This window comes from Bacillus sp. FSL K6-4563, assembly GCF_038630405.1.
Taxonomy (GTDB): Bacteria; Bacillota; Bacilli; order Bacillales; family Bacillaceae; genus Bacillus; species Bacillus pumilus.
Genome location: NZ_CP152030.1, coordinates 1234721 through 1256009, shown reverse-complemented (window position 1 = coordinate 1256009; position 21289 = coordinate 1234721). Strand labels below are relative to the sequence as shown.

Here is a 21289-nt window from a genome sequence, read left to right as displayed (position 1 = left end):
TTCCATATTCTTACTTTGACCATACCGACTTCTTGACCAGAATACAATAGATTATTCTAAAATTTCTAAATTTTTCATTACATCTTCCTATATTCACCAAATATAGAGCGGATTTTCAAAACATATGACACATGTACTAAGTAGGGATAAAGACACTATCCTTTCATGTCTTTGATTTCGCGGTATAATAAACGCATCACAAAGGGGGAAGAATGATGAATCAGCAGAGCACCTTATTTTGGGAAACTTATTGGAAAGAAAAATCAGAAAGCGCACCAATTGACGCATCTGTTTCCGCTTGGGCATTTGGAGCAGACCCAGATCATTTACTTGACCTTGTTCTGCAAGGGAAAAAAACAGCGACATGTTCTGGACATCTTTTTTACGAAAAGGAACAGGAGCCGCTTCCAAAGGCAGGACAATATGCGGTCATTTTAGACAGCCATGACGAACCAAAAGCCATCATAGAGATCACACATGTAGATGTCATGCCAATGAATGAGGTTCCAGAATCATTTGCCCAAGCAGAAGGCGAAGGCGATCTTTCTTATAACTATTGGTACAAAGCCCATCAAGCATTTTTCACAGAAGCACTCAAACCGTACGGATTAGAATTTAAAGAAGACATGCTCCTAGTTTGCGAGCGATTTAAACTAGTTTATTCAGCTTCTTAAGCTTTAAGCGGCGCCAAGAATGGACCGCTTTTTTCATTTCTTTTCTCCTTTCTGAAAAAGGTGTGTTGAGAACACATCTTTAGGTCAGAATAAGATCAAATAGAAAAAGTGAAGAAATTTTCGACTACACCTGTTTTTTTTCGACAAAAGAATATATAATTATTTGATGTGTGCATTGTCTCATTTATACAATGGAGGGTTTTTACATGTTAAAAAGGAAAAAAGACAAGTTTTCCGTCTTGTTAACGGAAATTGCTAAAAATTTAGATGAAACTGCTGAGTATTTTGTTAGCTATAAAGTAACAAATCAAACCACTCTGAAAGAATTTTCTGACACATTGAAGGAATATGAGACAAAAGGTGATAATCATGTTCATACGATGATTAAAGAGCTGAACAAAGCCTTTATTACGCCGATTGAACGTGAAGACATTCTTCAATTGACGAATAGCCTCGACGATGTTTTAGATGGAATTGAGCATTTTTCAGCGACAATGGAAATTTATTCAATGACAAGCTCTGACGAACATATCGACAAATTCAGCCACTACATCAGAGAATGTGCAAAGGAAATTTTAATTACAATCGATTTACTGGCTGAAAATCGCTTAAAAGATATTCAACCACACGCAATCAAAATCAAAGAGATCGAGCATAATTGTGACAATCTTTATCGTAAATCACTAAAGAACTTGTTTGGAAAAGAAACGGATCCAATCAAGGTCATTCAATACAAAGAAATTTACGAAACACTTGAAGAAATTGCTGATTCCTGTCAAAGTGTTGCCAACAATCTAGAAACAATCATTATGAAGAATGCGTAACGGGGTTAGTTAAACATGGACACATTACTCATCCTTACCATATTTATTGTCATTTGTGCACTTGCTTTTGATTTCATCAACGGATTCCACGATACAGCAAATGCCATTGCCACTTCGGTTTCAACAAAGGCGTTAAAGCCTAGACATGCTATTATTATGGCAGCGTTCATGAACTTCTTAGGAGCAATGACATTTACAGGTGTGGCAAAGTCCATTACAAAAGACATCGCAGATCCTTTCACACTTCAAAACGGTTCTGTCGTCATTTTGGCTGCTTTAATTGCGGCCATTACTTGGAACTTGCTTACTTGGTATTACGGAATTCCGAGTAGTTCTTCGCACGCACTGATCGGATCAATTGCAGGAGCTGTTATTGCCTCTGCTGGTTTTGGCGCTTTAAACTATTCGGGGTTCATTAAAATCATTCAAGCACTGTTGCTTTCACCTATCCTAGCTTTCGTATTGGGATATATCGTGTATACCATTATCAAAATTATATTCAGAAACAACAATCTCGCAAAAACAAATAAACAATTCCGACGTGTTCAAATTTTAACTGCTGCACTGCAATCGTATACCCACGGAACAAACGATGCGCAAAAAGCGATGGGAATTATTACGATGGCTTTAATTGCAGGTAATTTGCATACAACTGACGACATTCCTTTCTGGGTACAATTCTCTTGTGCGCTTGCAATGGGACTAGGTACTTCTATTGGCGGCTGGAAGATTATTAAAACAGTCGGCGGTAAAATTATGAAAATTCGTCCAGTAAACGGAGTATCAGCTGACTTAACGGGTGCAGCTATTATCTTCGGAGCGACATTTATTCACTTACCTGTTAGTACCACTCACGTGATCTCATCTTCTATTCTAGGTGTAGGTTCTGCACACAGAGTAAAAGGAGTAAACTGGGGTACGGCAAAACGCATGCTCGTCACTTGGGTGATCACATTACCGATTTCGGGAACTCTAGGGGCTCTTATATACTTTGTGTTAAATGCGATTATCTAATATCAAAGACCTGTCAGACAGGTCTTTTTTTATTTGTCTGCACCCTTTTCCTGCAAGCCATTTTTTCATGAAGCAGGGTTTCCAATCATATCCATAGAAATGAATAAGTATCCATCTGTCTATGGGAGAGAAGAACATGCTATTATTTTTTCAATTGACCGTGTGGTTATTGCTAGGTGCTCTTGCTGTATATGTATTTGCCGTATGGCGCTTTGAACAAAAAGTAAAAGAAAAGATGTTTGCCATTCGTAAAACGTGGTATTGGATTTATGTAGCTGGTGCTGTTGTGTACTGGACAAATGACCCTTCTTCAATCTTCACCGATTGGATGCACTACTTGATTATTGCCGTTTTTTTTGCATTAACCGATGCATTCATCTTTCTCAGCTCCTATATTAAAAAACTCGGAAATCACGAACTGGAAACCGACACCCATCAACTCCTAGAACAAAATAACGATCTACTTCATTCTTACCTCAATAAGCTAAAAACGTACCAATACCTATTGAAAAATGAACCGATTCATGTATATTATGGAAGTGTAGAGGCATATATAGAGGGAATTGAACGGCTCATTTATTCTTTTGCCGACAAAATGAATATTCAAGCGGTTCTTTGTCCATACGATACGCAGGAACAAAAAGATGACCTGCTGCGGACACTTGACCAGCGCGCTCTTATTCAGGCGAAGCTTGACAGGCAGGAAGTCTATTACGATGATTTCGGCAAATTGGTGCTCATCCCGTTTTCTGTAGCAGATGATCACTTCGTCATTAAGCTCACCTCTGATGACATTGTCACTGAGTTCGACTATTTATTAATGACGTCACTTACAACAATTTATGATCTAATCTTGCCTGACGAAGAGGAAGGTGATGAAGATGGACCACGCACTTCAAGGGGATAACAACAATCGCAAGAAAAACCCTTTTAAGATTTTAAAGAAAAAGCAACATATTAGTATGGCGGATTACAAGGTAAGCCCCCATACTGAGCGTATTTTTAAAAAGAACGAACAGCTCTTGGATGAGTATAAAAATAAAAGGGCTTGATTACACTAAAGGACGCGGAACAAAATCCGCGTCCTGCTTCCATTTTCACATAGACTTGCATACAATAATCTATACGCTGCAACGATTGAGGTGCCAATAAATGAAAAAGAAAATCAAACAATTGAGATATGTTCAGTTTGCTGAATATAAGTCGTCGCCTTATATGCGTCGATTAAATGAGCAAAGTGAAGCAGTCATCCAATCATACAAACAGAAACACTCACTTACTTAACAGCTTCAGGAGTTTTTCCTTCGTTTTAGGTCCGTATACCCCATCACTTGTCAGACCATTTACCAGCTGAAAACGCGCTACGGCGTTCGCCGTTTTTTCTCCGTAAACTCCGTCTATTCCTTTATTTGCAGCTGCTTTATCAGGATAAAAATAAACAGCAGCAAGCGCCTGCTGGACGAGGCGTACATGCTCTCCCTTTGTCAATGGAGAAGTCACCTTTAAAACCCCATCTGGCAGCTCATACAAGCTCTTTGCATCGTTACGATAAATTTTGAGAACTTGTCCAATTTGAATCTTGTTCGGATCGCTAATGTCATTCCACTTCTGTAAATCCTGAACTGTGACCCCGTGAGCTTTCGCAATACTCGTTAACGTATCACCGCTTTTCACGACATACGTGATGACCGTCTCCGGATCTTCTGCCGTTCCAATCCCTTTTTTAAATTCATCCCAAGTAGATAGAAGCTGGCGTGGACATGCTTTTCCAGACCAGTACTGATGTGTGACCACGTTTGCTAGCGGAATGTGATGTTCTTTTAACAGCTTTTGAATGAGCCATTGTGCATGTTTGACCGCTTGCTGAAAATTCCCATCTACATTCTCACAAATTTCAATTCCGATCGACTTCCGGTTACCATTCCCATGACCATCCCCTGCATGCCAGCCATTTTCATTTAACGGCAGATGCTGAAAGATTTCATGATCATCCACTGTAAAGTGCCAGCTCACCTCTGTCGTTGGGCTTTTTACATAGGCCGCATGACTTTTCGCATCCGCTCCCTTTGACGTGTTTGCTGTGTTATGCACCGTTACATACTCCGGTGTCATCGCATATCCTGGGCGGTTTCCGTTTCCAACTGGAATAAAATCTTGATAAATTTGTACCATGTACTGCACTCCCTTTTGCTAAATTGAATTGATCTTTCTCATCAATCGGTGGCATTCGTAAGACAATACTTGTTTGTTTTCATGAGAAGACTATGGTAAAATTTGAATTCAATTCACTCTTTTTAGTCGTGAAACGTGCAAAAATACAGAAAAAAACAGGAATTAATTCCATTTTTCCTTGATTTTATGTTAAAATTGTTAAAAATAAGCCGATAATAAAAGTAAGTAATAGCTCATTTAGCTATTTAGTCCTATATGGACTTTTCTTTTACGCTAAAAATAGAACATACGTTTGTATGGAGGTTTTCAAATGACTGGTTTTTTAACCCATTTAGAAGAAGATATTAAGCGTTTATATGCTCAATTACAAATAAGCGGTCCTGCTTATAGAGAGATGCAAAGGATCGCTTCTGAATTTCGCGTGTGGGTCCATTACGAGGAGACTGGCAGCATGATGATCCAGCATCAAGGTCTTTACAGTATTATCTTAAACAGATCCCTATCACCTGAAGAACAGTGGCAGGATTTCGCCCACGAGCTTTGTCATGTGCTAAAGCATACAGGCAACCATTTCAAAATGAACAAACTCTTTCGAGAACTGCAGGAGTTTCAGGCAAAACAATTCATGTATCACTTTTGTGTTCCAACCTTTATACTGATGAAAATGAAGCTTCCACCCCTTCGGCAGCAAGCCATTTTGCATATTGCTCAAACGTTTCACGTCACTTGGGCTTTTGCTGAAAAACGGCTTGCCTTATTCGAACAGCGAAAAGCAGGTATTCGCTTTCAACAGGAGTTTACGTCTTATTTAATGAAAGCAGAAAGAGTCGCTGAAAAAGAAGCAGTTTATCAAACGTAAATCATCGCATAAAAGTTTATTCATAAAGGGCTAATACTTGTTTGAGTACATTTGTGTACCGATAAAATTGTTCAGTTTGTGTATCTCGCCGGTATTGACGCCTAAAGTCTTGAAAGAATGCTCTTCTTTGCGCCTGACTAATTTCAAGTTGTACACTTTTTCCTGTCAGACATTTGTTATTGATATTATCAGGATGCGTTCCAGAAAAACGATCAGATTCGGCTAGCAGCAATGCTTGAAAGCCATTTAGCGTTAAACGCTTCACAGTTTCTGCCGCTCTTTCTCTGTCTGTACCTCCCACTAACGTTTGAAGCACCTCTGTTTCTCCGTAGCCATGAAGTGCAAACGTATAATGATGGGTATGCACTTCTGAAAGGCAAAGCGGCTCATCAAAGCGTGTACTTGTAATATGAAGAACATGATTGCCTTTTACTTTAAGGCCTTCAAATAAATACATAGAATAGTCACTAGAAATTTCATGAACAAGCTCACTCACGCCTGATTCAATTCCTCCAGCATGAGGAGACAAAACTAGCAGCTGGTCACCTTTCCGCTTGTGAAGAATTTGATAATCAATCCCTTTTCTTTCATGAGCGGAGAGCTCTTCATAATTTTCATACGTATCGATAATTTGCCTCATGTCATCTGCTCCATTTCTTTATATGAGCATAAGTCTACTGATCCCTCATTCTTTTGTAAAGAGGTTTCGAATCAAATATACCACTTGAATTCTTCCTTAAATTTTCCTTACATTTACGGCATTCTGTTGAATTTTGAGAAAAAATGACCGATAATTGAAACGAATAGAACTTTTGGACTATATGAATCTTTTTGTATTCTCTCTCATAAATTAGAAATATTGTGATCTACATCTGGAGGAATTCATGTTAAAAAAGAAAACCACCCTCACTCTTATCATCTTACTCCTTAGCTTTGCTGGCATTATTTATTGGAAATGCTTCTCTCTTCAAGGCGTGTCTCACGGAACATTCATCCGCTCGATGTCATCACCTGACGGAATGTATATCATCAACACCTATCAGCATAGCGGAGGAAAGCTAAAGGAAAACGCAGTCAGAGCAGAAATTGAAAACAAACTGACCCATCGCAAGAAAACGATTTACTGGAAATACCCTGATAAGGACCCTCTCATCCAATGGAAAAACGGACAGCTTGTTCAAATTGGACATGAGTTTTTAAATGTGGTGAAAGGCGATACGTACGATTATCGCTTTGATCAGAACAAGAGAAAATAATGCATCAAAAAAACGAATCCCTCTTGGATTCGTTTTTTACGTTGACATGACGGTTTGCATGAATTTCTTCATATTCTTACTAACCGTCGTCAATCGATCGACAATTTCACTAAACTCTGTCACAAGTAAAGCCTGTTCCGATGAAGAACCTTTCATATGGTCCATACTTTCAAGTAATGTATGTATATTGGAGGAGATTCCTTGCAGTGAGCTTTCGATGTTTTCTGTTGCACGTGAAGTTTCACTTGAAAGCTTTTGAACCTCACTTGCTACAACACTAAAACCTGCTCCCTCTTTTCCTGCCCTGGCAGCTTCAATTGACGCATTCAATCCTAGCAAACTCGTTTGTTTCGAGATGCCTTTAATCATTTTTGTAATATCGGCTGTTTGTTTCGAGCTTTCAAGAGTTTGCTGCGTTTGTAAGGTCATTTCCTCACTCGTCGCTGAAAGCTCCTCTGAATGCGCCGCTACCACATGCACCTTTTCTTGAATACTTTGAATGATGTCACTTAATGACTCCATATACGCTTCAAGCTCTAATTGATTTTTAAGCGGAAAACCTAAAGCGAGTGCACCAATTGCTTGTTGGTTTTCATCTAAAATAGGCATACACATTGAATTTAATGGCGTTCCATACACCGATTCAGGCAAAGATATATTTGATGTCTCACCTCTCAGCGCTTTTTTCAAATTCAGATCATCTGGTTTAATGAATTCACCAGCCCGAATTTGAAAATCAAGATCTTTAGATGGCAAATAAAGCAAAAATTTCTCTCGATCAGTGACACCCAGCGTCACTTCATTTTTTAAAATCTGCATGATATAAGGTGCTGCAGTTACAATGCTCTGTAGTATATCCAATTTCTCTACCCCCTTATAAAGTTTATCGGTCGTTCTTCTTAAATTAGTAGTTGTTTCTTAAAAATAATGATGATGTTTGAAGAAATTCTTCATATTTACGAGTAAAAAGTAGGACATTTCCTTTCTATATTCAAACGTAAATTTGCTATAATTAACGAATCAACATATGATGAAATGGTCATGTAACCATTTTACTTATTCATTGGAGGCGCATGTTGTGACACAACCCATGAAATATGAGCAGGCGATCGTCATTGGCGGCGGTATCACCGGAATGCTCACTGCAAAGGTTTTATCAACGTTTTATCATCAGGTATTTATCATTGAAAAGGACGAATTGCCAGATTCTCCCGAGAATCGTCTCGGCACTCCTCAAGCCTTTCACCCACATAGAATGCTTCCACTTGGCAAGCAAATATTCGAACGTCTATTTCCTGGTTATACAAAAGAGTTACTGGCAATGGGCGGGTTTAATACATTGCATCAAACATCTCGATTTATCACAAAAGATGGTGAATTAGTGCTCACCGATACAGAAGAAACAGCTGTCACAAGACGTGCCATGCTAGAGTGGGTGCTGATGCAAAGAATGTTAAGTGAGGAACGTGTTCATTTTCTAGAAAAACATGAAGCGATCTCGCTTCAGTTTGAGGAAAGAACGAATCGAGTCATAGGACTCATCGTGAAAGATCGGCATGTAAAGCCAGGAAATATTTATCAAATAAAAGCAGACTTAGTGATCGATACGTCTGGAAGAATGTCTAAATTACCAAAATGGCTGAAAGACGCAGGGCTGTGCTTGCCACAGACAGATGAGTTAAGCGTCTCTCTTGGCTACAGCACAAGATACTACCAGATACTACCAGAGGCGCCAAACCTGCAATCAATGGTCGTAGTTGGACAGCCTCATCAAAAAATCCCAACAGGGCTGTTTGAACGGGTAGATCATGATTTAGTGGCTGTTCTTCTCTCTGCAGCTGGCGGTTCACATTATCCAACAACAGATGCTGATCAATTTGATGCAGAAACCGCTGCCCTTACCCATCCAGCGATAGCAGAAGCCATCACCCATTTAACGCCCTATACAAATCCAAAAGGATTTAGAGTCCCTTCTTGCGTGAGATATCACTATGAACAAATGCACGACTGGCCAAGTGGATTATTGGTGATGGGCGATGCCTTGTGTAAATTAGATCCCATTCATGGTCAAGGAATGACAAAGGCCGCACTCGAAGCACAAACTCTTGAGCGCATGCTCAAACAAGCACAAGAAAATGAGCGGCTATCTTTTGAAAAGGACACGTTACAACAAATGCAGCATGCGAGTGAACTTGGCTGGTGGCTTTGTGCAATTGCTGATATGGCGTGGGAAGGCGTCAAATTAAAAGGAGAAACAACCATTCCCCATTTGACGTTCGTACAAGGATTTTTAAATCGCTACGTACAATACGCCATAGTAACAAAACAGCCTGAACGTCTTGAGGCGTATCACCGGATGCATTCTTTCTTAACCGAACCGAGAGAGATCATCAACTTAGAACAACTGCATGACATGATTCAAGCCGACGCTTCTGGAGAAATTGCTGAATGGTGGAGTCAGTGGGATCAAGAGAATGATGAAGACAATCGAGCTTTTTTCCATGAAGCGGTTCCTGACTTTCGTTTACAGCACTTGCTGTCATTCGATTGAAACAAAAAAAGCCCCTTAGAGGGGCTTTTTCATTAACGTAATAATTGAAGTACGTTTTGCGGCTGTTGGTTTGCTTGAGCTAACATTGCTTGAGATGCTTGAGAAAGAATGTTGTTCTTTGTGAACTCACTCATTTCTTTCGCCATGTCAACGTCACGAATACGTGACTCAGCAGCTGTTAAGTTTTCAGCAGAAGCACCAAGGTTGTTGATTGTGTGCTCTAGGCGGTTTTGGACCGCACCAAGTTTAGAACGCTGGTCTGAAACTTGTTTGATCGCTCCATCAATGATTGCTAATTGATCGTTAAATCCACCTTCTTCATCTGCTGCAATTTCGGCGAAATCAGTTACTTTAATAGTAGAAACGGTTTTATCCTCAACTCCAAGTTTATCAGCAGACATTGCTTCAATATGAACTGACAATTGCTGCGCACCGTTAGCTCCAATTTGGAAAGTAAGTTTTTTCGGTTCTCCGTCTTCTGGTTCAGCAGCAAAAGTTCCATCAAGAAGTTTCTTTCCGTTGAATTCAGTACGGTCAGAAATACCGTTCTTATCTGTACCGTTCCCAATTTCCTGAACTAGTGCATCAATTTCCTCTTGAATTGCACCAAGGTCTGTTTCATCTTGTGTACCAGTGTTTCCAGCTTGAACGACTAGTTCACGTACACGTTGAAGGATTGAGTGAGTTTCAGTCAATGCACCCTCAGCTGTTTGAATAAGAGAGATACCGTCTTGAGCATTTTTCGTCGCCATTTCTAATCCGCGGATCTGACCACGCATTTTTTCAGAGATTGCTAGACCTGCTGCATCATCTCCTGCACGGTTAATTTTAAGACCAGAAGAAAGCTTCTCCATGTTCTTTTGTCCTGCTCCATTGTTTGCAGACAAACGGTTCAGTGTGTTAAGTGCTGCGATATTGTGGTTAATTCTCATATTAAATGACCTCCATGTGTTTGAACCAATTAGACATCCATGTCCAAAAGTTCTCAATTAGAATTTTTTTGTAAGCCTTACAATCCATTTATCGAACTTTAATGGAATATGTTTAACAAAAAAGGGATAAATAAGGATTAAGTCTCATTCACTATGATCGTTTCGCTAGAGTATGCCAAAATTAAAGGTCATTTATCATGATTTAACAGAGGGATTTAAGAATCATAAGACTGTAGAAAATGCGAAGAAAAAAGCATAAAAAAAAGCCCCATAAAGGGGCCTGTCATTAACGTAGCAATTGAAGTACGTTTTGTGGCTGTTGGTTCGCTTGTGCAAGCATTGCTTGAGACGCTTGAGAAAGAATGTTGTTCTTTGTGAACTCACTCATTTCTTTCGCCATGTCAACGTCACGGATACGAGACTCAGCAGCTGTTAAGTTTTCACCAGAAGCACCAAGGTTGTTGATTGTGTGCTCTAGACGGTTTTGGACCGCACCTAGTTTAGAACGTTGAGTAGATACTTGTTTGATTGCTCCATCAACAATTCCTAATTGTGCATCAAAACCAACATCAGCTACATCAGCTGCGTTTGCTGCAAATTTTGTAACATCAATATCTTTTACAGCTTGGTTCGCTACTAAAGTACCATCGGGTAGAGTTGCACCAAGTTTGTCAGCAGACATTGCTTCAATGTTAACTGATAATTGTTGAGCTCCGTTAGCTCCAATTTGGAAAGTTAAAGAATCTGTTCCAGTTGAACTGAAAGAACCATCAAGTAATTTTTTACCGTTGAATTCTGTACGATCAGAAATACCATTTTTGTCTGCTCCATTGCCAATTTCTTCAACAAGCGCCTTGATCTCTTCTTGAATTGCACCAAGGTCTGTATCGTCTTGTGTACCAGTGTTTCCAGCTTGAACCACTAATTCACGTACACGTTGAAGGATTGAGTGAGTTTCAGTCAATGCACCTTCAGCGATTTGGATAAGTGAGATACCGTCTTGTGCGTTTTTAGTTGCCATTTCTAATCCGCGGATTTGTCCACGCATTTTTTCAGAGATTGCAAGACCTGCTGCGTCATCTCCTGCACGGTTGATTTTAAGACCAGAAGAAAGTTTCTCCATGTTCTTTTGGCTTGAAGCGTTGTTTGCAGACAAACGGTTCAATGTGTTAAGTGCTGCGATATTGTGGTTAATTCTCATTTCCTATTACCTCCATGTATGTGGGACCTGACAGACGTCCTTGTCTGAAAAAAGTCCTTTATTCTAGGGCTTATCAACCCTGACAATTCTATTATCGGACGTGGTTATAGGATGTTTAGCAGATTTTTAAAAAAATATCGCATTTTTTCATGACGTTGATCCTAACTTTGACAATTCTATAAAAACAAGAGCTGCTGATCTATCATCAGCAGCTCTACAAATTCTATGAATATCAGTATTGTTTGATATCAAACATTAAGATATTTTGGTAGACGAGGTAATCTTTCTTACTTGTGAAAGGCCCTTTATTGTGTTCATCATTGATTTCATAGAAGTTCATCCCAATTCCAAAACTTCTCTCTTTATACCAGTTTAGAAAATCGTTGATTTCTTTCATTGAAAGCAAATAATCCTTTTCCAACCCGTTTATCATGGTAATTGAAAGTATACCTTTTGTTACTTCTTCACCTGGCTTTGTTCCGTCCTGATCTTTTGGTTCTTCGTTTGTGCCATCACCTGGCTTTGTTCCGTCCTGATCTTTCGGTTCTTCGTTTGTGCCATCACCTGGCTTTGTTCCGTCCTGATCTTTTGGTTCTTCGGTTGTGCCATCATCTGGCTTTGCTTCATCTTCAGTTATTTGCAACTCGCTTAATGGAATAGAAATCACTGATTTGTAATCACTTTTTACAGAGAGGTTTCTCATGCTATTCGAGTAGTCACGTCCGCCAATGACATACAATTGGTCATCAACAATTGCTGCCACAGCTGATACTCTACCTTCTGGCAAATCATACGCTGAATTTTTAAATTGACCATCTTTCGGATTGAAAATTTGAACGATATTCAACATTTCACTTGAACGATCACCAGTCCGTTGTCCACCAATAACGAAGAATTCCCCATTATTTGCTTCGTAGGCCGGTTCAAATACAGTTGAAGTTAAGTCACTATCTTTTAATTTACTCCATTTATCTGTTGAAATATCATACTGGAACAAAGATTTTTCTCTACTATGTCCAATCAAATTTTCGCCGCCTGCAACATATATTTTGCCGTCAATTGCAGAAATGGCTCTCCCATTTCGAGATGGTAAAGCCGATGAGTTCAAGCTCTTCCATTCACCAGAGGCTGTATTATATTGATAGACATTATTCTTATAAGAGTTTTTTGAAGATACAATATATATATTCTCTTTCACTGCAACTGCGTACAAAGTTCCTTTGTCATAAGTTGAAAATACAGGGTCTCTTGGAATTTGAATCGGTTCTTCAGCCCACTGATCAAGTTCTGTATCATATATATCAATCGTGTTATAAGCTGTTTTTGTTTCTTCGTTTATTCCACCTATTAGATATATTTTCTTACCTACTGTAGCATATGTACCGCCTGTTCTATTTGTCAGCATGCTCGTTTTTTCTTCCCAAACATCTTTCTTAGGGTCATACATAAATGTTTGATTATTTAACTTATTTTTTTCACTTGCGCCACCAAATAAATAAATCTTTCCATCTACCACTCCTACACCGGCATTAATACGTTCTTCTGGTAAATCAGCTCGTTTTGTCCATCCAGTTGATTTTGTTTCTGCATCTGCTTTAAATGGACTAAGAGTACTTGTTAAAAGAAGTACCATGATAAATAGTAAAAATTTCTTTTTCATTTTTCTTCCTCCACATCATTATATTCCCTCCTTTTATCGATCTAATATTTGTAAAGTTTACAATTTAATGGTTTTTAAATAAACTTTTTATAATAAAATCCTCACACATACATCACCGGCGTTGATATTTTAATAATCTTCCCGCCTCGACGATAAAACCTCGGCACACGTCGGCTTAAAGTAGCGATGACTTCGTAGTTGATTGTATTGAGCATTTCAGCAATTTCATCGACAGAAATTTCTCCGCCTTTTTGACGACCGTATATGACGACTTCCTCGCCTTGCTTTGCTTTCATTTCTCCTAAACTGATCATCGTCATATCCATCGTGACTCGGCCAGCAATCGGCATTCGTTTTCCGCGGAAAAGCATAAATCCCCGATTTGATAAAGCACGTGAGTACCCATCTGCATAACCGATCGGTATGGTCGCAATCACTTCATCAGGCTTTGCCACATAGGTTGCCCCATAGCTGACGGTCCTTGGCTTTGTCACCATTTCCTTTACGAACGCAATCCTTGCTTTTAAACTGAGAGCGGGCTCTAGCTGAACAGCGTCTAAGCTTTCAATGTATTGCGAGGGATACAGTCCATATAGCCCGATACCCAGACGAATCATATCAGCGCTAAATTCAGGAAACACGATGGCAGCCGCTGTATTGTTCATATGTACGGTCGGCAGCTTAATTCCTCGTTTTTTCAAAAACCGAAGAAAATCAATAAAAATGCTGTGCTGCAGCTGCGTAAAATCAGGGTCAGGCTCATCTGCAGTGGAAAAATGCGTAAAAATCCCGTCCCATCTAAGGTTTTCACTCTTTTCAAGTGCCTCCACCACTCCTAACAGCTCTTCCTTTGTCCGTACACCTAATCGCCCCATCCCTGTGTCGACATTGACATGTATCCCAAGCCGGCGCTGACTTTCTTCTTCCGCTAAGATCTCATTTGCTTCAACAATCCAGTCTTCACGAAGGCCAGATAGATCAATTCTCCAGGCCGCAGCCCTTTTCACACAGTCGAGCGGGGTAAATCCAAGAACCAAAATCGGTGCTTCAATTTTTGCTCTTCGCAGCACAATGCCTTCCTCCAAGCTAGCAACTGCGAGCTCCGTCGCACCGCTTTCCAGTGCCTGCCGGGCTACCTCCACTGAACCGTGGCCATAAGCATTCGCCTTCACGACAGCCATGATCTTACTTTTCCTCGGAATATGCGCTTGAATGGCTTCGATATTTCTTTTAATCGCATCAAGATTAACTTCGATCCAGACTTCCCTGCATAGCTTTTTCATTTATTTTTCCTCCTCATCACATGAGCGTTCTTTCTATCTCCATGTTCGCTTTTGCGTCTAGTCTATCTTTATTCATTTTTGAGAAAAACATTCAACTACAATGACTGGACCTGCTTTGTCTTGTTGCACATAAAAAAAGAAACCACATCAACTGTGATTTCTTCTCTATGAGCGATGATATTCAATTTCATCCGCAGATTTCATCATTGCATCAATATCATGATAAATCTCCTGCAAATTTTCCCGTTCAGTTAAATATTGAGCATTGCTCTTACGAACAGGCACATCAAATTGCAGGAAGTTGATTGTCATCGCGTGTAATTCTTGGTCATTCATTGTGAACCTTAATTCAAGCGTCGAGACCTCTTCTTTATCATCACTCTCCGCTACATCATCAATCGGCACACCATCTTCTAACATCTCAACTTGTTTCAAATCTTTCAAGGAAATATCTGTGACTGCAAATCTATTTTTTCTAGTTGACCCGCCAGGCTGATGTTCAATAAAACGCATTTTCTTTAACTCATCATCAATCGCAAAGCCCTTATCAACTTGCTCTGAAAAGATATAGGTAGGTGCTTGAAACCCATCTTCGTGAAAAAGCATCATCATTTTGTCAAATAAAATGTTTGGATCATTCTGTTCTTTTCGTCTTTGACATCTACCGGCTATGAATAAAATGACCAGTCCTCCGATGATGCTGAGAGCCGGTCCCAATCCATTTCCTACATCTATGAAAACAGTAAAGCCTAAAATAGCAATCATAAAAGCAATGACAATACCTATGTTGAATATCACACAATGCTCCTCCTATCATGACCCTTCATGAATGGTTTAGCCATAGTATAGCATTTGAAGCAAGATGATTTAAGAATATAAATCTGATAGGAAGAAAAACAGACCATAAAGGTCTGCTTTCTCATTGAATTTCGTTCAAGTGTTTAAAAGATAGGTAGTAAGAACTCACACACGCCTTCTTCTTCTCTATATCTCTCCATAATAGATGCCTGACGCATGTTCAATTGATTGTTTTGGATCATTTGAGGCAATTGGCTCCAAAACAAATTCACTTTTTCGATTGTATGTGTCACTGTAAACACAGCATACTTTCCCCCTTCAACATGTCCAGTCTGAACCATTTGATCTTTTGAGAAATCTCTATTTGTCATCAACATGAGGTCGTATCTGCATTTTTCTGGTGGAATTTTACCAGGATCATCTTGAGGAACACCATATATACCAAATTCCTTTAATTCATCATTTAATTGATGTTGATTGATCCATTGTTTAAATCTCTTCATCATCTCTACATTTTCTTTGTTGGCATATGGTCCTATATTCCTCATATACACCATCTTCATATTGCTTACTATTTCAATTTTGTAATTCATGATTCCCCTCCAACTCTTATTGGAAGATTGGCCAATCATTCCTTACATCCAACGGTAACATCCTTTAAAATATAATACAGCAGGATATTAAAAAGAATTTTCAATGTATGTTGGAAAATACATATTTTCTCGTTAGCAAGATTCCAATCTTTTTTTCAATTCCACACTTGTTTTTTATGAAGATTTATCATTGAGATAGGCGACAATCTAATAGAACAACATCTTACTCATCGGAACATATAATAAGACACTGAACAGCTGTATTCTCAGTGAAAATAACACTAAACAGTATCACCGTCATATTTAGCAAGACTAAAAATATCTATGCATAAAGAGAGACGGGTATACGTTTGACAATCTTTCATGCATTGAAAAGACTTTCAAAAGATGAGGCTTAACCTTAGCTGCCATGAATCTAGAAAACTCAGATTAACAGGATTCTATTAATCATATGCGAACTGATCTATTTTATAAAATAAGGAAAACCCCACTTTTACTTAAAGTAAAGGCGGGGTTTCTCTAGAGTCTGAGAGAATAAATTATGATTTTCTTTCTAAAATTGGTTATTATATAAAAGACATTAATCTGTAGTTTGTATTTTTCCAGAATTCATTTTATAAACAATATGACATAGTTCCTCTATATCTTTTTTATGGTGAGAAGTTAATAAAACAGTTGCACCTCTTTCATTTTCTGCTTTAATCAAATGATATACATTTTTCACTGAATCTTCGTCCAGTCCATTCATCGGTTCATCTAATAAGATAATGTCTGGCTTTTCCATAATAGCTTGAGCAATTGCTAATTTTTGTTTCATACCTAACGAATATGTTTTAACACTTCTTTTATCATCAGGATTCAGTCCAACACTTTCAATTACCTGCCTAATTTGTTGATCATCTATTCTCTTTTGTATATCAGCAAGAAACTTGAGATTATCAAAACCACTGTATTGTTCTAAAAAAGCGGGTTTCTCTAAAAGCACGCTAATACTTTTAGGAAACGAAATTTGTTTATGCAAAATTTGATCAGATACTATAACCTCACCAGCACTTGGTTTCACCAAACCAGCTATCACTCGAAAAAGCATCGTTTTTCCAGATCCATTATGACCAACAAAGCCAATGATTTTTCCTTTTGCTAATGACAAATTAATATCTTCCAATACAGTTTGCTTTCTAATTACTTTCGTAACTGCATTCAATTCAATTATAGACATGATAAAGCTCCTTTTATAAATAATCGGTTTTGTTAGAATGATATACAACATATGTCATGAGACATGCAATGATTGTAAGTTCAAGAAGAATAAAAAGCGATTGTCCTTGGACATGTTCATACATACCATAGTATAAGGGAATATATTTATTTTCTATTTTAATACCAGCAAAAAACATACCCAGCACACAAATGTTAGCCACTTCAACATTTAAGTGATTTTTCAACACTAACCATATGGTTCCATGCAAGAATAAATTTATAGTGATATAGATAAAAATAAAAATCCAGCCCATATTAAATTGAATGCTTACATGAAGAAAACTAAATAAAATTATAGCAATGCTGAGTGCAGTTATCACATAATAAAAGGTAAATAATAAACCAATAATAAATCTAGCTATCCACAGAGTTCTCCACTGACGTAACCTTAGAATCATTTGCATTTCAAACATATATAAAGGATTTTTCCAAAGCATTTGAAGAAAAATAATATATCCTACAGAAAATGACAACCAATACATCCAACTAATAAAAGTTCCATTTGAAGAACTAAAAAGTAAAGTGAAGAAGTCTTTAGAGCTTTCCAAACCCTTAATATTTTTGATGAAAATCATTGTATTTATAGCATGTAATACTAGTACAATGACTAAACTTCTAAGTATGGTATTTTTCAGTCTGAAATATTCAAGCTTTAGTATTTTCATTTAATTGAGACTCCCAAAGTCCGATGAAGTAGACACCCATCTTGTTAATAAGAAAAATATAAAGATGAGGGCTGAAAGCTCTAAGACAGATTGAAAAGGAGCTTGTTTATAACCATACACAAAATAAAATGAGACAAAGCCCGTTAGTGTTCTATCTATTATCATTAAAAAAATACAAAAAAGAGTAACTAGTGACTTATTATTAATTAGCTCTTGAAAAAAAACATACACCACTCCAATTAATTGCGTCATAAGAAAAAATATGATAAAAAAGAAAACCCCACTAAAGATATTGTCGCTTTCTACTGAAGGAATATAATTTAACAAAGCTGTGTAACTTATTCCTTTGAAGTGTAGATAACTAGCCATCTTAGTAACAATAATTGCCCATGTACTTATTAAAAGAGTATATAAAAACGAATAGACGATAACTGTTGTAATTTTAAAAGAAATAATTTCTTTCCTAGAAGAAAACCTTCTCAAAATTATCCAAGCGTTCAATTGATATGATTTAGACATTACCAGTAAGAAAAGAAAAATTGGTCCAAACATAAAATCATATCTAAAAAAAGTAAGTATTTCTATAAAATTAGAAAATTTCGCAAGTCCGTATGAGGATATTGGAGTTACAGATATACTTAATATGAAAAGAAGCACACTCATAAAAATTAATAACTTCAATAAATCCCTTTTTAAATCTATAAAAACATACTTAAATTGTGTCAGAATTTTTTTTCACTCCTAATATATAAATGATCACTATTGTCAACATTCCAATAATAAAATTAATATAAAAAGAAGAATATGATAGATTGTGTACTGGTTGTCTTGGATCTAAGAAATTAAATGGATCGATAGATACTTTTCCTATTAAACTACATAAAAGCCAGAATCCTAGATAGAGCATTAAAGGAGAAAGAAGCACAATATATCTGTTTTTTAAAAACAAAGAAATCGCTAATCCAAAACAAGCATACATTCCTGCATATAATGCAGCTATTAAGTAATATATGCAAATATATAGATAAGGAGATTTAGCTAGTAAATCAGAGAACATTTCTTTTTTCTGTCCGTCAAATACATTATCAGCAAAGGAAGCCGTTCCATTCATTACTTTCTTATACACATCCGTATATGCTGAAAAATCCCATTGTCCATTAACCAGATTAGAAATTAATATTCCTATAAGTAACGGGAATGCAAACAAAATAACCCCTGAAAAATATGTAAATATAAATTTCCTACTATAATATCTTAGTCTACTTTCTTTTGTTAGGATATATTCTACATTCCCAGAACTCTTTTCTCTAAAGATGGAATCAACAATTGGTAAACCTATAAGTAAAGGAAATATGAAATAAAAAAATGAAGAAAAAAATGAATCTGATAGGCCCATCCAATATTGATGCGGTGATATCATTGCAAGAGCATCTGGAAATTTACTATATAATCGATTATACAGATCGTATTCCGTATTATATTGTATGGAGCCAATAATTGCATTTACCAAAACAATACAAATTGATATAAACAATACAATATATAATAACTTATTTTTTATAAGCTTCCTTAATTCACACATAGATTTCTCCCTCTTAATTATTAAAAACAATACGACGATATCGTCGTATTGTTTTTAAAATTATTTATAATCCGGATTCCACTTTCCTGAAACTTCCACACCATGTATCGTCCAATTAGACGTTTGTGCTCCTGCTTTAATCGTCTTTTTTTCCGCACTAGAATCAACAGTAAAATAACGTCTGTCATTTTTTTTAAGATCGTATGCTTTTGCTGAAACTTGTGTATCACCTTTCCAATGACCTACATTTATCTTATAATCCTTTGCGATTACAGAGAAGTTAATGCTAGCTTTTTTACTGGTGCTTTTTACACCTTTCGCTACATCTCCCCAGTTTTGAAGCTTAGGTAAAACTCTTGAAAAATTATAGTTCTTTGCTTGTGCTATTCCACCGATACCAACTATTAAGCTAAGTGCTAAGACTCCTGCAAGAATTTTTTTCATTTTTTTCTTCATCTCCTATTATCTCAAATTATGGTTCAAATAGATTATAAGTGGGAAATTATTCTTAGTCAACATCTTTTTCTTATTTAAGGATATTTTTGTATTACAATTATAACCCCGCTTTGCTATTGAAATTATTACAATCAGTTTAAGCAAAATAACCAATACTTGATGTATGTCCTCTCTGGGCTTCATTATGGATATCGTTTGATGAAGCATAACTAAAAGCACATAACAAACTGACAATTATTAATACGGTTGCTACTGACTTAAATTTCATAAAGACAGTCTCCCCTTTTAATTTGGTGTTGGAAATATAGAATCTTCTCAATAAAATTCGTTTGAGCGTGCTATATCTCCTGCTTTATTATAATGCTTCACTGCATCTTTCGCTAAATCTTCAAGATTTGCAAAAAGAGACTTTGATTCCAAATAAGCCATTGACTCTGCTATGCGATTTACATTGTTATCAATATAAAGTGATCTCAACATAACGAAAGTATTGATAAAAATATCATCTTTTAATTTTTCAGCTAATTCTATTCCATAGTTTAGTGCATATAAACCTAAATCACTCTGCTCATTTTTAAAATATGATTTTGTCAACATGACCAGCGGATCAAGAATTTTATTTAAGTGCTCATATCCCTGTTCTTTAAACGAATGAATAGATTCATTAAAATATTTAATTGCGGTTGAAAGATCATTGTTATGAAAATAACTCAATCCTAAATTATAAAGTGCTGATCCTTTTAATCGTTTTGTTGAGTTGTCGGCGGCTTTTTGTAGTGCGTGCTGAAAATGGGGTATGGCTTTTTCGGGGCAGCCCATATCGATATAGTTTAATCCAATGACAAAAGAACATTGAATTTCTCTGACTGTGTATGTATCTTTTTCTCGGTAACATTCTATCGCCTGTGCGATATGGTGCATCGACATGTGGGTTTGTTTCATGTGGTAATAGATTTCTGCCATCTTGTAATTGAACTCGGCACGTTCAATATCGTCGCTGACAAGAGACAGCTTTTTTTCTGCCCGCTTATAGAAGGTAATCGCATTTAGGTATTCATAGTTTTCAAATTCGTACATGCCGTAGAAAAAATTAAAGTAATACTCGAGCAATCCTGTTAATTTTTCTTGATCCCTTTTGATCTTCATTGCGAGTTCCCTAAAGTTCGCCCGCTCTTCCCCATTTTCTAAAGGATTCAAGTAATCAAGCATTAATTTATGTCTGAATTCCATGAGTGAGAAATACAATAATAAATCTTGATTTTCTTCCATATGATCAAGCATTGATTTGATTTCCTCTTTATATGCTTCGGCGTCCGGTACGTTAAATCGTTGAATATGATAATACCATTCATTGATTTTCAAGCCGACGTGAGAAGAAAGAACTTTCTCCATCAGACCTTACCACTTCCTCTTTTTCCCTATAACGACATATATTATCATTTTGTAAATCATCCGGCATCGAAAAGAAACCGCAAATGAATAAAAAAAGCTTCTTGAAAGAAGCCATGT

At 37.1% G+C, this 21289-nt stretch carries 21 protein-coding genes and 1 pseudogene; 8 read left to right on the top strand and 14 right to left on the bottom strand.

Annotated elements, in window-relative coordinates:
- Nucleotides 1-215 precede the first annotated feature (215 nt).
- The 5 genes from MHH54_RS06160 to MHH54_RS06140 all read left to right on the top strand — a co-directional run bounded on the left by MHH54_RS06160 (nucleotide 216) and on the right by MHH54_RS06140 (nucleotide 3564).
- Nucleotides 216-674 carry an ASCH domain-containing protein gene (locus MHH54_RS06160; RefSeq protein ID WP_034619982.1) on the top strand — a complete coding sequence of 153 codons (459 nt, stop codon included), beginning with the start codon at nucleotides 216-218 and terminating at the stop codon, nucleotides 672-674.
- 206 nt (nucleotides 675-880) lie between these two features.
- Nucleotides 881-1498 carry a DUF47 domain-containing protein gene (locus MHH54_RS06155; protein WP_003212390.1) on the top strand — a complete coding sequence of 206 codons (618 nt, stop codon included), beginning with the start codon at nucleotides 881-883 and terminating at the stop codon, nucleotides 1496-1498.
- A 15-nt stretch (nucleotides 1499-1513) separates the two neighbouring features.
- Nucleotides 1514-2512 carry an inorganic phosphate transporter gene (locus MHH54_RS06150; protein ID WP_003210927.1) on the top strand — a complete coding sequence of 333 codons (999 nt, stop codon included), beginning with the start codon at nucleotides 1514-1516 and terminating at the stop codon, nucleotides 2510-2512.
- Between the two features lie 136 nt (nucleotides 2513-2648).
- The gene (locus tag MHH54_RS06145) at nucleotides 2649-3419 is read left to right on the top strand and encodes a type II toxin-antitoxin system SpoIISA family toxin (RefSeq protein ID WP_003211137.1); all 771 of its coding nucleotides are present in this window, start codon (nucleotides 2649-2651) and stop codon (nucleotides 3417-3419) included.
- A complete protein-coding gene (locus tag MHH54_RS06140) occupies nucleotides 3388-3564 on the top strand; it encodes a type II toxin-antitoxin system SpoIISB family antitoxin (RefSeq protein ID WP_080984789.1) in 177 nt (58 codons plus the stop codon). Before MHH54_RS06145 ends, MHH54_RS06140 begins: the two co-directional genes overlap by 32 nt.
- 220 nt (nucleotides 3565-3784) lie before the next feature.
- Here MHH54_RS06140 and MHH54_RS06135 read toward each other — a convergent pair whose 3' ends face one another.
- Complete coding sequence (locus MHH54_RS06135) at nucleotides 3785-4684, bottom strand: N-acetylmuramoyl-L-alanine amidase (RefSeq protein ID WP_050945222.1); 900 nt, start codon at nucleotides 4682-4684, stop codon at nucleotides 3785-3787.
- A gap of 310 nt (nucleotides 4685-4994) precedes the next feature.
- Here MHH54_RS06135 and MHH54_RS06130 point away from each other — a divergent pair, with 310 nt between their 5' ends.
- A complete protein-coding gene (locus tag MHH54_RS06130; protein WP_050945223.1) occupies nucleotides 4995-5543 on the top strand; it encodes an ImmA/IrrE family metallo-endopeptidase in 549 nt (182 codons plus the stop codon).
- Between the two features lie 16 nt (nucleotides 5544-5559).
- Here MHH54_RS06130 and MHH54_RS06125 read toward each other — a convergent pair whose 3' ends face one another.
- Nucleotides 5560-6183 (bottom strand): poly-gamma-glutamate hydrolase family protein, encoded by a 624-nt coding sequence (locus tag MHH54_RS06125; RefSeq protein ID WP_106029854.1) that lies wholly within the window; start codon nucleotides 6181-6183, stop codon nucleotides 5560-5562.
- Nucleotides 6184-6427: 244 nt separating this feature from the next.
- Here MHH54_RS06125 and MHH54_RS06120 point away from each other — a divergent pair, with 244 nt between their 5' ends.
- Nucleotides 6428-6799, top strand: coding sequence for a DUF5412 domain-containing protein (locus tag MHH54_RS06120; RefSeq protein WP_044138938.1), 372 nt, complete (start codon nucleotides 6428-6430; stop codon nucleotides 6797-6799).
- A gap of 36 nt (nucleotides 6800-6835) precedes the next feature.
- Here the strand turns inward: MHH54_RS06120 and MHH54_RS06115 are convergent, their stop codons facing one another.
- A complete protein-coding gene (locus MHH54_RS06115) occupies nucleotides 6836-7660 on the bottom strand; it encodes a methyl-accepting chemotaxis protein (RefSeq protein ID WP_342500790.1) in 825 nt (274 codons plus the stop codon).
- A 217-nt stretch (nucleotides 7661-7877) separates the two neighbouring features.
- Here MHH54_RS06115 and MHH54_RS06110 point away from each other — a divergent pair, with 217 nt between their 5' ends.
- The gene (locus MHH54_RS06110) at nucleotides 7878-9350 is read left to right on the top strand and encodes an FAD-dependent monooxygenase (RefSeq protein WP_342500789.1); all 1473 of its coding nucleotides are present in this window, start codon (nucleotides 7878-7880) and stop codon (nucleotides 9348-9350) included.
- Nucleotides 9351-9382: 32 nt separating this feature from the next.
- On the opposite strand, the gene hag (MHH54_RS06105) is transcribed toward MHH54_RS06110, so the two are convergent.
- The 11 genes and pseudogenes from hag (MHH54_RS06105) to MHH54_RS06055 form a co-directional block, all read right to left on the bottom strand.
- The gene (gene hag / locus MHH54_RS06105) at nucleotides 9383-10282 is read right to left on the bottom strand and encodes a flagellin Hag (RefSeq protein ID WP_003211802.1); all 900 of its coding nucleotides are present in this window, start codon (nucleotides 10280-10282) and stop codon (nucleotides 9383-9385) included.
- A gap of 286 nt (nucleotides 10283-10568) precedes the next feature.
- Nucleotides 10569-11483 carry a flagellin Hag gene (gene hag / locus MHH54_RS06100; RefSeq protein ID WP_003211799.1) on the bottom strand — a complete coding sequence of 305 codons (915 nt, stop codon included), beginning with the start codon at nucleotides 11481-11483 and terminating at the stop codon, nucleotides 10569-10571.
- A 232-nt stretch (nucleotides 11484-11715) separates the two neighbouring features.
- Complete coding sequence (locus tag MHH54_RS06095) at nucleotides 11716-13143, bottom strand: kelch repeat-containing protein (RefSeq protein ID WP_342500788.1); 1428 nt, start codon at nucleotides 13141-13143, stop codon at nucleotides 11716-11718.
- 101 nt (nucleotides 13144-13244) lie between these two features.
- Nucleotides 13245-14426, bottom strand: a complete 1182-nt coding sequence (gene alr / locus MHH54_RS06090) for an alanine racemase (RefSeq protein ID WP_003211809.1) — start codon at nucleotides 14424-14426, stop codon at nucleotides 13245-13247.
- 165 nt (nucleotides 14427-14591) lie between these two features.
- Nucleotides 14592-15224 (bottom strand): hypothetical protein, encoded by a 633-nt coding sequence (locus tag MHH54_RS06085; protein ID WP_003210965.1) that lies wholly within the window; start codon nucleotides 15222-15224, stop codon nucleotides 14592-14594.
- 143 nt (nucleotides 15225-15367) lie between these two features.
- The gene (locus MHH54_RS06080; protein ID WP_003211184.1) at nucleotides 15368-15817 is read right to left on the bottom strand and encodes a GyrI-like domain-containing protein; all 450 of its coding nucleotides are present in this window, start codon (nucleotides 15815-15817) and stop codon (nucleotides 15368-15370) included.
- 580 nt (nucleotides 15818-16397) lie between these two features.
- Complete coding sequence (locus tag MHH54_RS06075; protein ID WP_003212193.1) at nucleotides 16398-17036, bottom strand: ABC transporter ATP-binding protein; 639 nt, start codon at nucleotides 17034-17036, stop codon at nucleotides 16398-16400.
- A gap of 13 nt (nucleotides 17037-17049) precedes the next feature.
- Entirely contained in the window at nucleotides 17050-17742 is a 693-nt protein-coding gene (locus MHH54_RS06070) for a hypothetical protein (RefSeq protein WP_003212437.1), read from the bottom strand.
- A gap of 712 nt (nucleotides 17743-18454) precedes the next feature.
- A complete protein-coding gene (locus tag MHH54_RS06065; RefSeq protein WP_003212047.1) occupies nucleotides 18455-19324 on the bottom strand; it encodes an ABC transporter permease in 870 nt (289 codons plus the stop codon).
- Nucleotides 19325-19384: 60 nt separating this feature from the next.
- A complete protein-coding gene (locus MHH54_RS06060; RefSeq protein WP_034619986.1) occupies nucleotides 19385-19768 on the bottom strand; it encodes a hypothetical protein in 384 nt (127 codons plus the stop codon).
- Nucleotides 19769-20037: 269 nt separating this feature from the next.
- Nucleotides 20038-21172: pseudogene (locus tag MHH54_RS06055) on the bottom strand (Rap family tetratricopeptide repeat protein).
- Nucleotides 21173-21289: the final 117 nt, after the last annotated feature.

What these genes read in the sequence shown, in the direction of transcription:
- MHH54_RS06160 (WP_034619982.1), top strand. Translation starts at nt 216, where the DNA reads ATGAATCAGCAGAGCACCTTATTTTGGGAAACTTATTGGAAAGAAAAA.
- MHH54_RS06155 (WP_003212390.1), top strand. Translation starts at nt 881, where the DNA reads ATGTTAAAAAGGAAAAAAGACAAGTTTTCCGTCTTGTTAACGGAAATT.
- MHH54_RS06150 (WP_003210927.1), top strand. Translation starts at nt 1,514, where the DNA reads ATGGACACATTACTCATCCTTACCATATTTATTGTCATTTGTGCACTT.
- MHH54_RS06145 (WP_003211137.1), top strand. Translation starts at nt 2,649, where the DNA reads ATGCTATTATTTTTTCAATTGACCGTGTGGTTATTGCTAGGTGCTCTT.
- MHH54_RS06140 (WP_080984789.1), top strand. Translation starts at nt 3,388, where the DNA reads ATGAAGATGGACCACGCACTTCAAGGGGATAACAACAATCGCAAGAAA.
- MHH54_RS06135 (WP_050945222.1), bottom strand. Translation starts at nt 4,684, where the DNA reads ATGGTACAAATTTATCAAGATTTTATTCCAGTTGGAAACGGAAACCGC.
- MHH54_RS06130 (WP_050945223.1), top strand. Translation starts at nt 4,995, where the DNA reads ATGACTGGTTTTTTAACCCATTTAGAAGAAGATATTAAGCGTTTATAT.
- MHH54_RS06125 (WP_106029854.1), bottom strand. Translation starts at nt 6,183, where the DNA reads ATGAGGCAAATTATCGATACGTATGAAAATTATGAAGAGCTCTCCGCT.
- MHH54_RS06120 (WP_044138938.1), top strand. Translation starts at nt 6,428, where the DNA reads ATGTTAAAAAAGAAAACCACCCTCACTCTTATCATCTTACTCCTTAGC.
- hag (WP_003211802.1), bottom strand. Translation starts at nt 10,282, where the DNA reads ATGAGAATTAACCACAATATCGCAGCACTTAACACACTGAACCGTTTG.
- hag (WP_003211799.1), bottom strand. Translation starts at nt 11,483, where the DNA reads ATGAGAATTAACCACAATATCGCAGCACTTAACACATTGAACCGTTTG.
- MHH54_RS06095 (WP_342500788.1), bottom strand. Translation starts at nt 13,143, where the DNA reads ATGAAAAAGAAATTTTTACTATTTATCATGGTACTTCTTTTAACAAGT.
- alr (WP_003211809.1), bottom strand. Translation starts at nt 14,426, where the DNA reads ATGAAAAAGCTATGCAGGGAAGTCTGGATCGAAGTTAATCTTGATGCG.
- MHH54_RS06080 (WP_003211184.1), bottom strand. Translation starts at nt 15,817, where the DNA reads ATGAATTACAAAATTGAAATAGTAAGCAATATGAAGATGGTGTATATG.
- MHH54_RS06075 (WP_003212193.1), bottom strand. Translation starts at nt 17,036, where the DNA reads ATGTCTATAATTGAATTGAATGCAGTTACGAAAGTAATTAGAAAGCAA.
- MHH54_RS06070 (WP_003212437.1), bottom strand. Translation starts at nt 17,742, where the DNA reads ATGAAAATACTAAAGCTTGAATATTTCAGACTGAAAAATACCATACTT.
- MHH54_RS06065 (WP_003212047.1), bottom strand. Translation starts at nt 19,324, where the DNA reads ATGTGTGAATTAAGGAAGCTTATAAAAAATAAGTTATTATATATTGTA.
- MHH54_RS06060 (WP_034619986.1), bottom strand. Translation starts at nt 19,768, where the DNA reads ATGAAAAAAATTCTTGCAGGAGTCTTAGCACTTAGCTTAATAGTTGGT.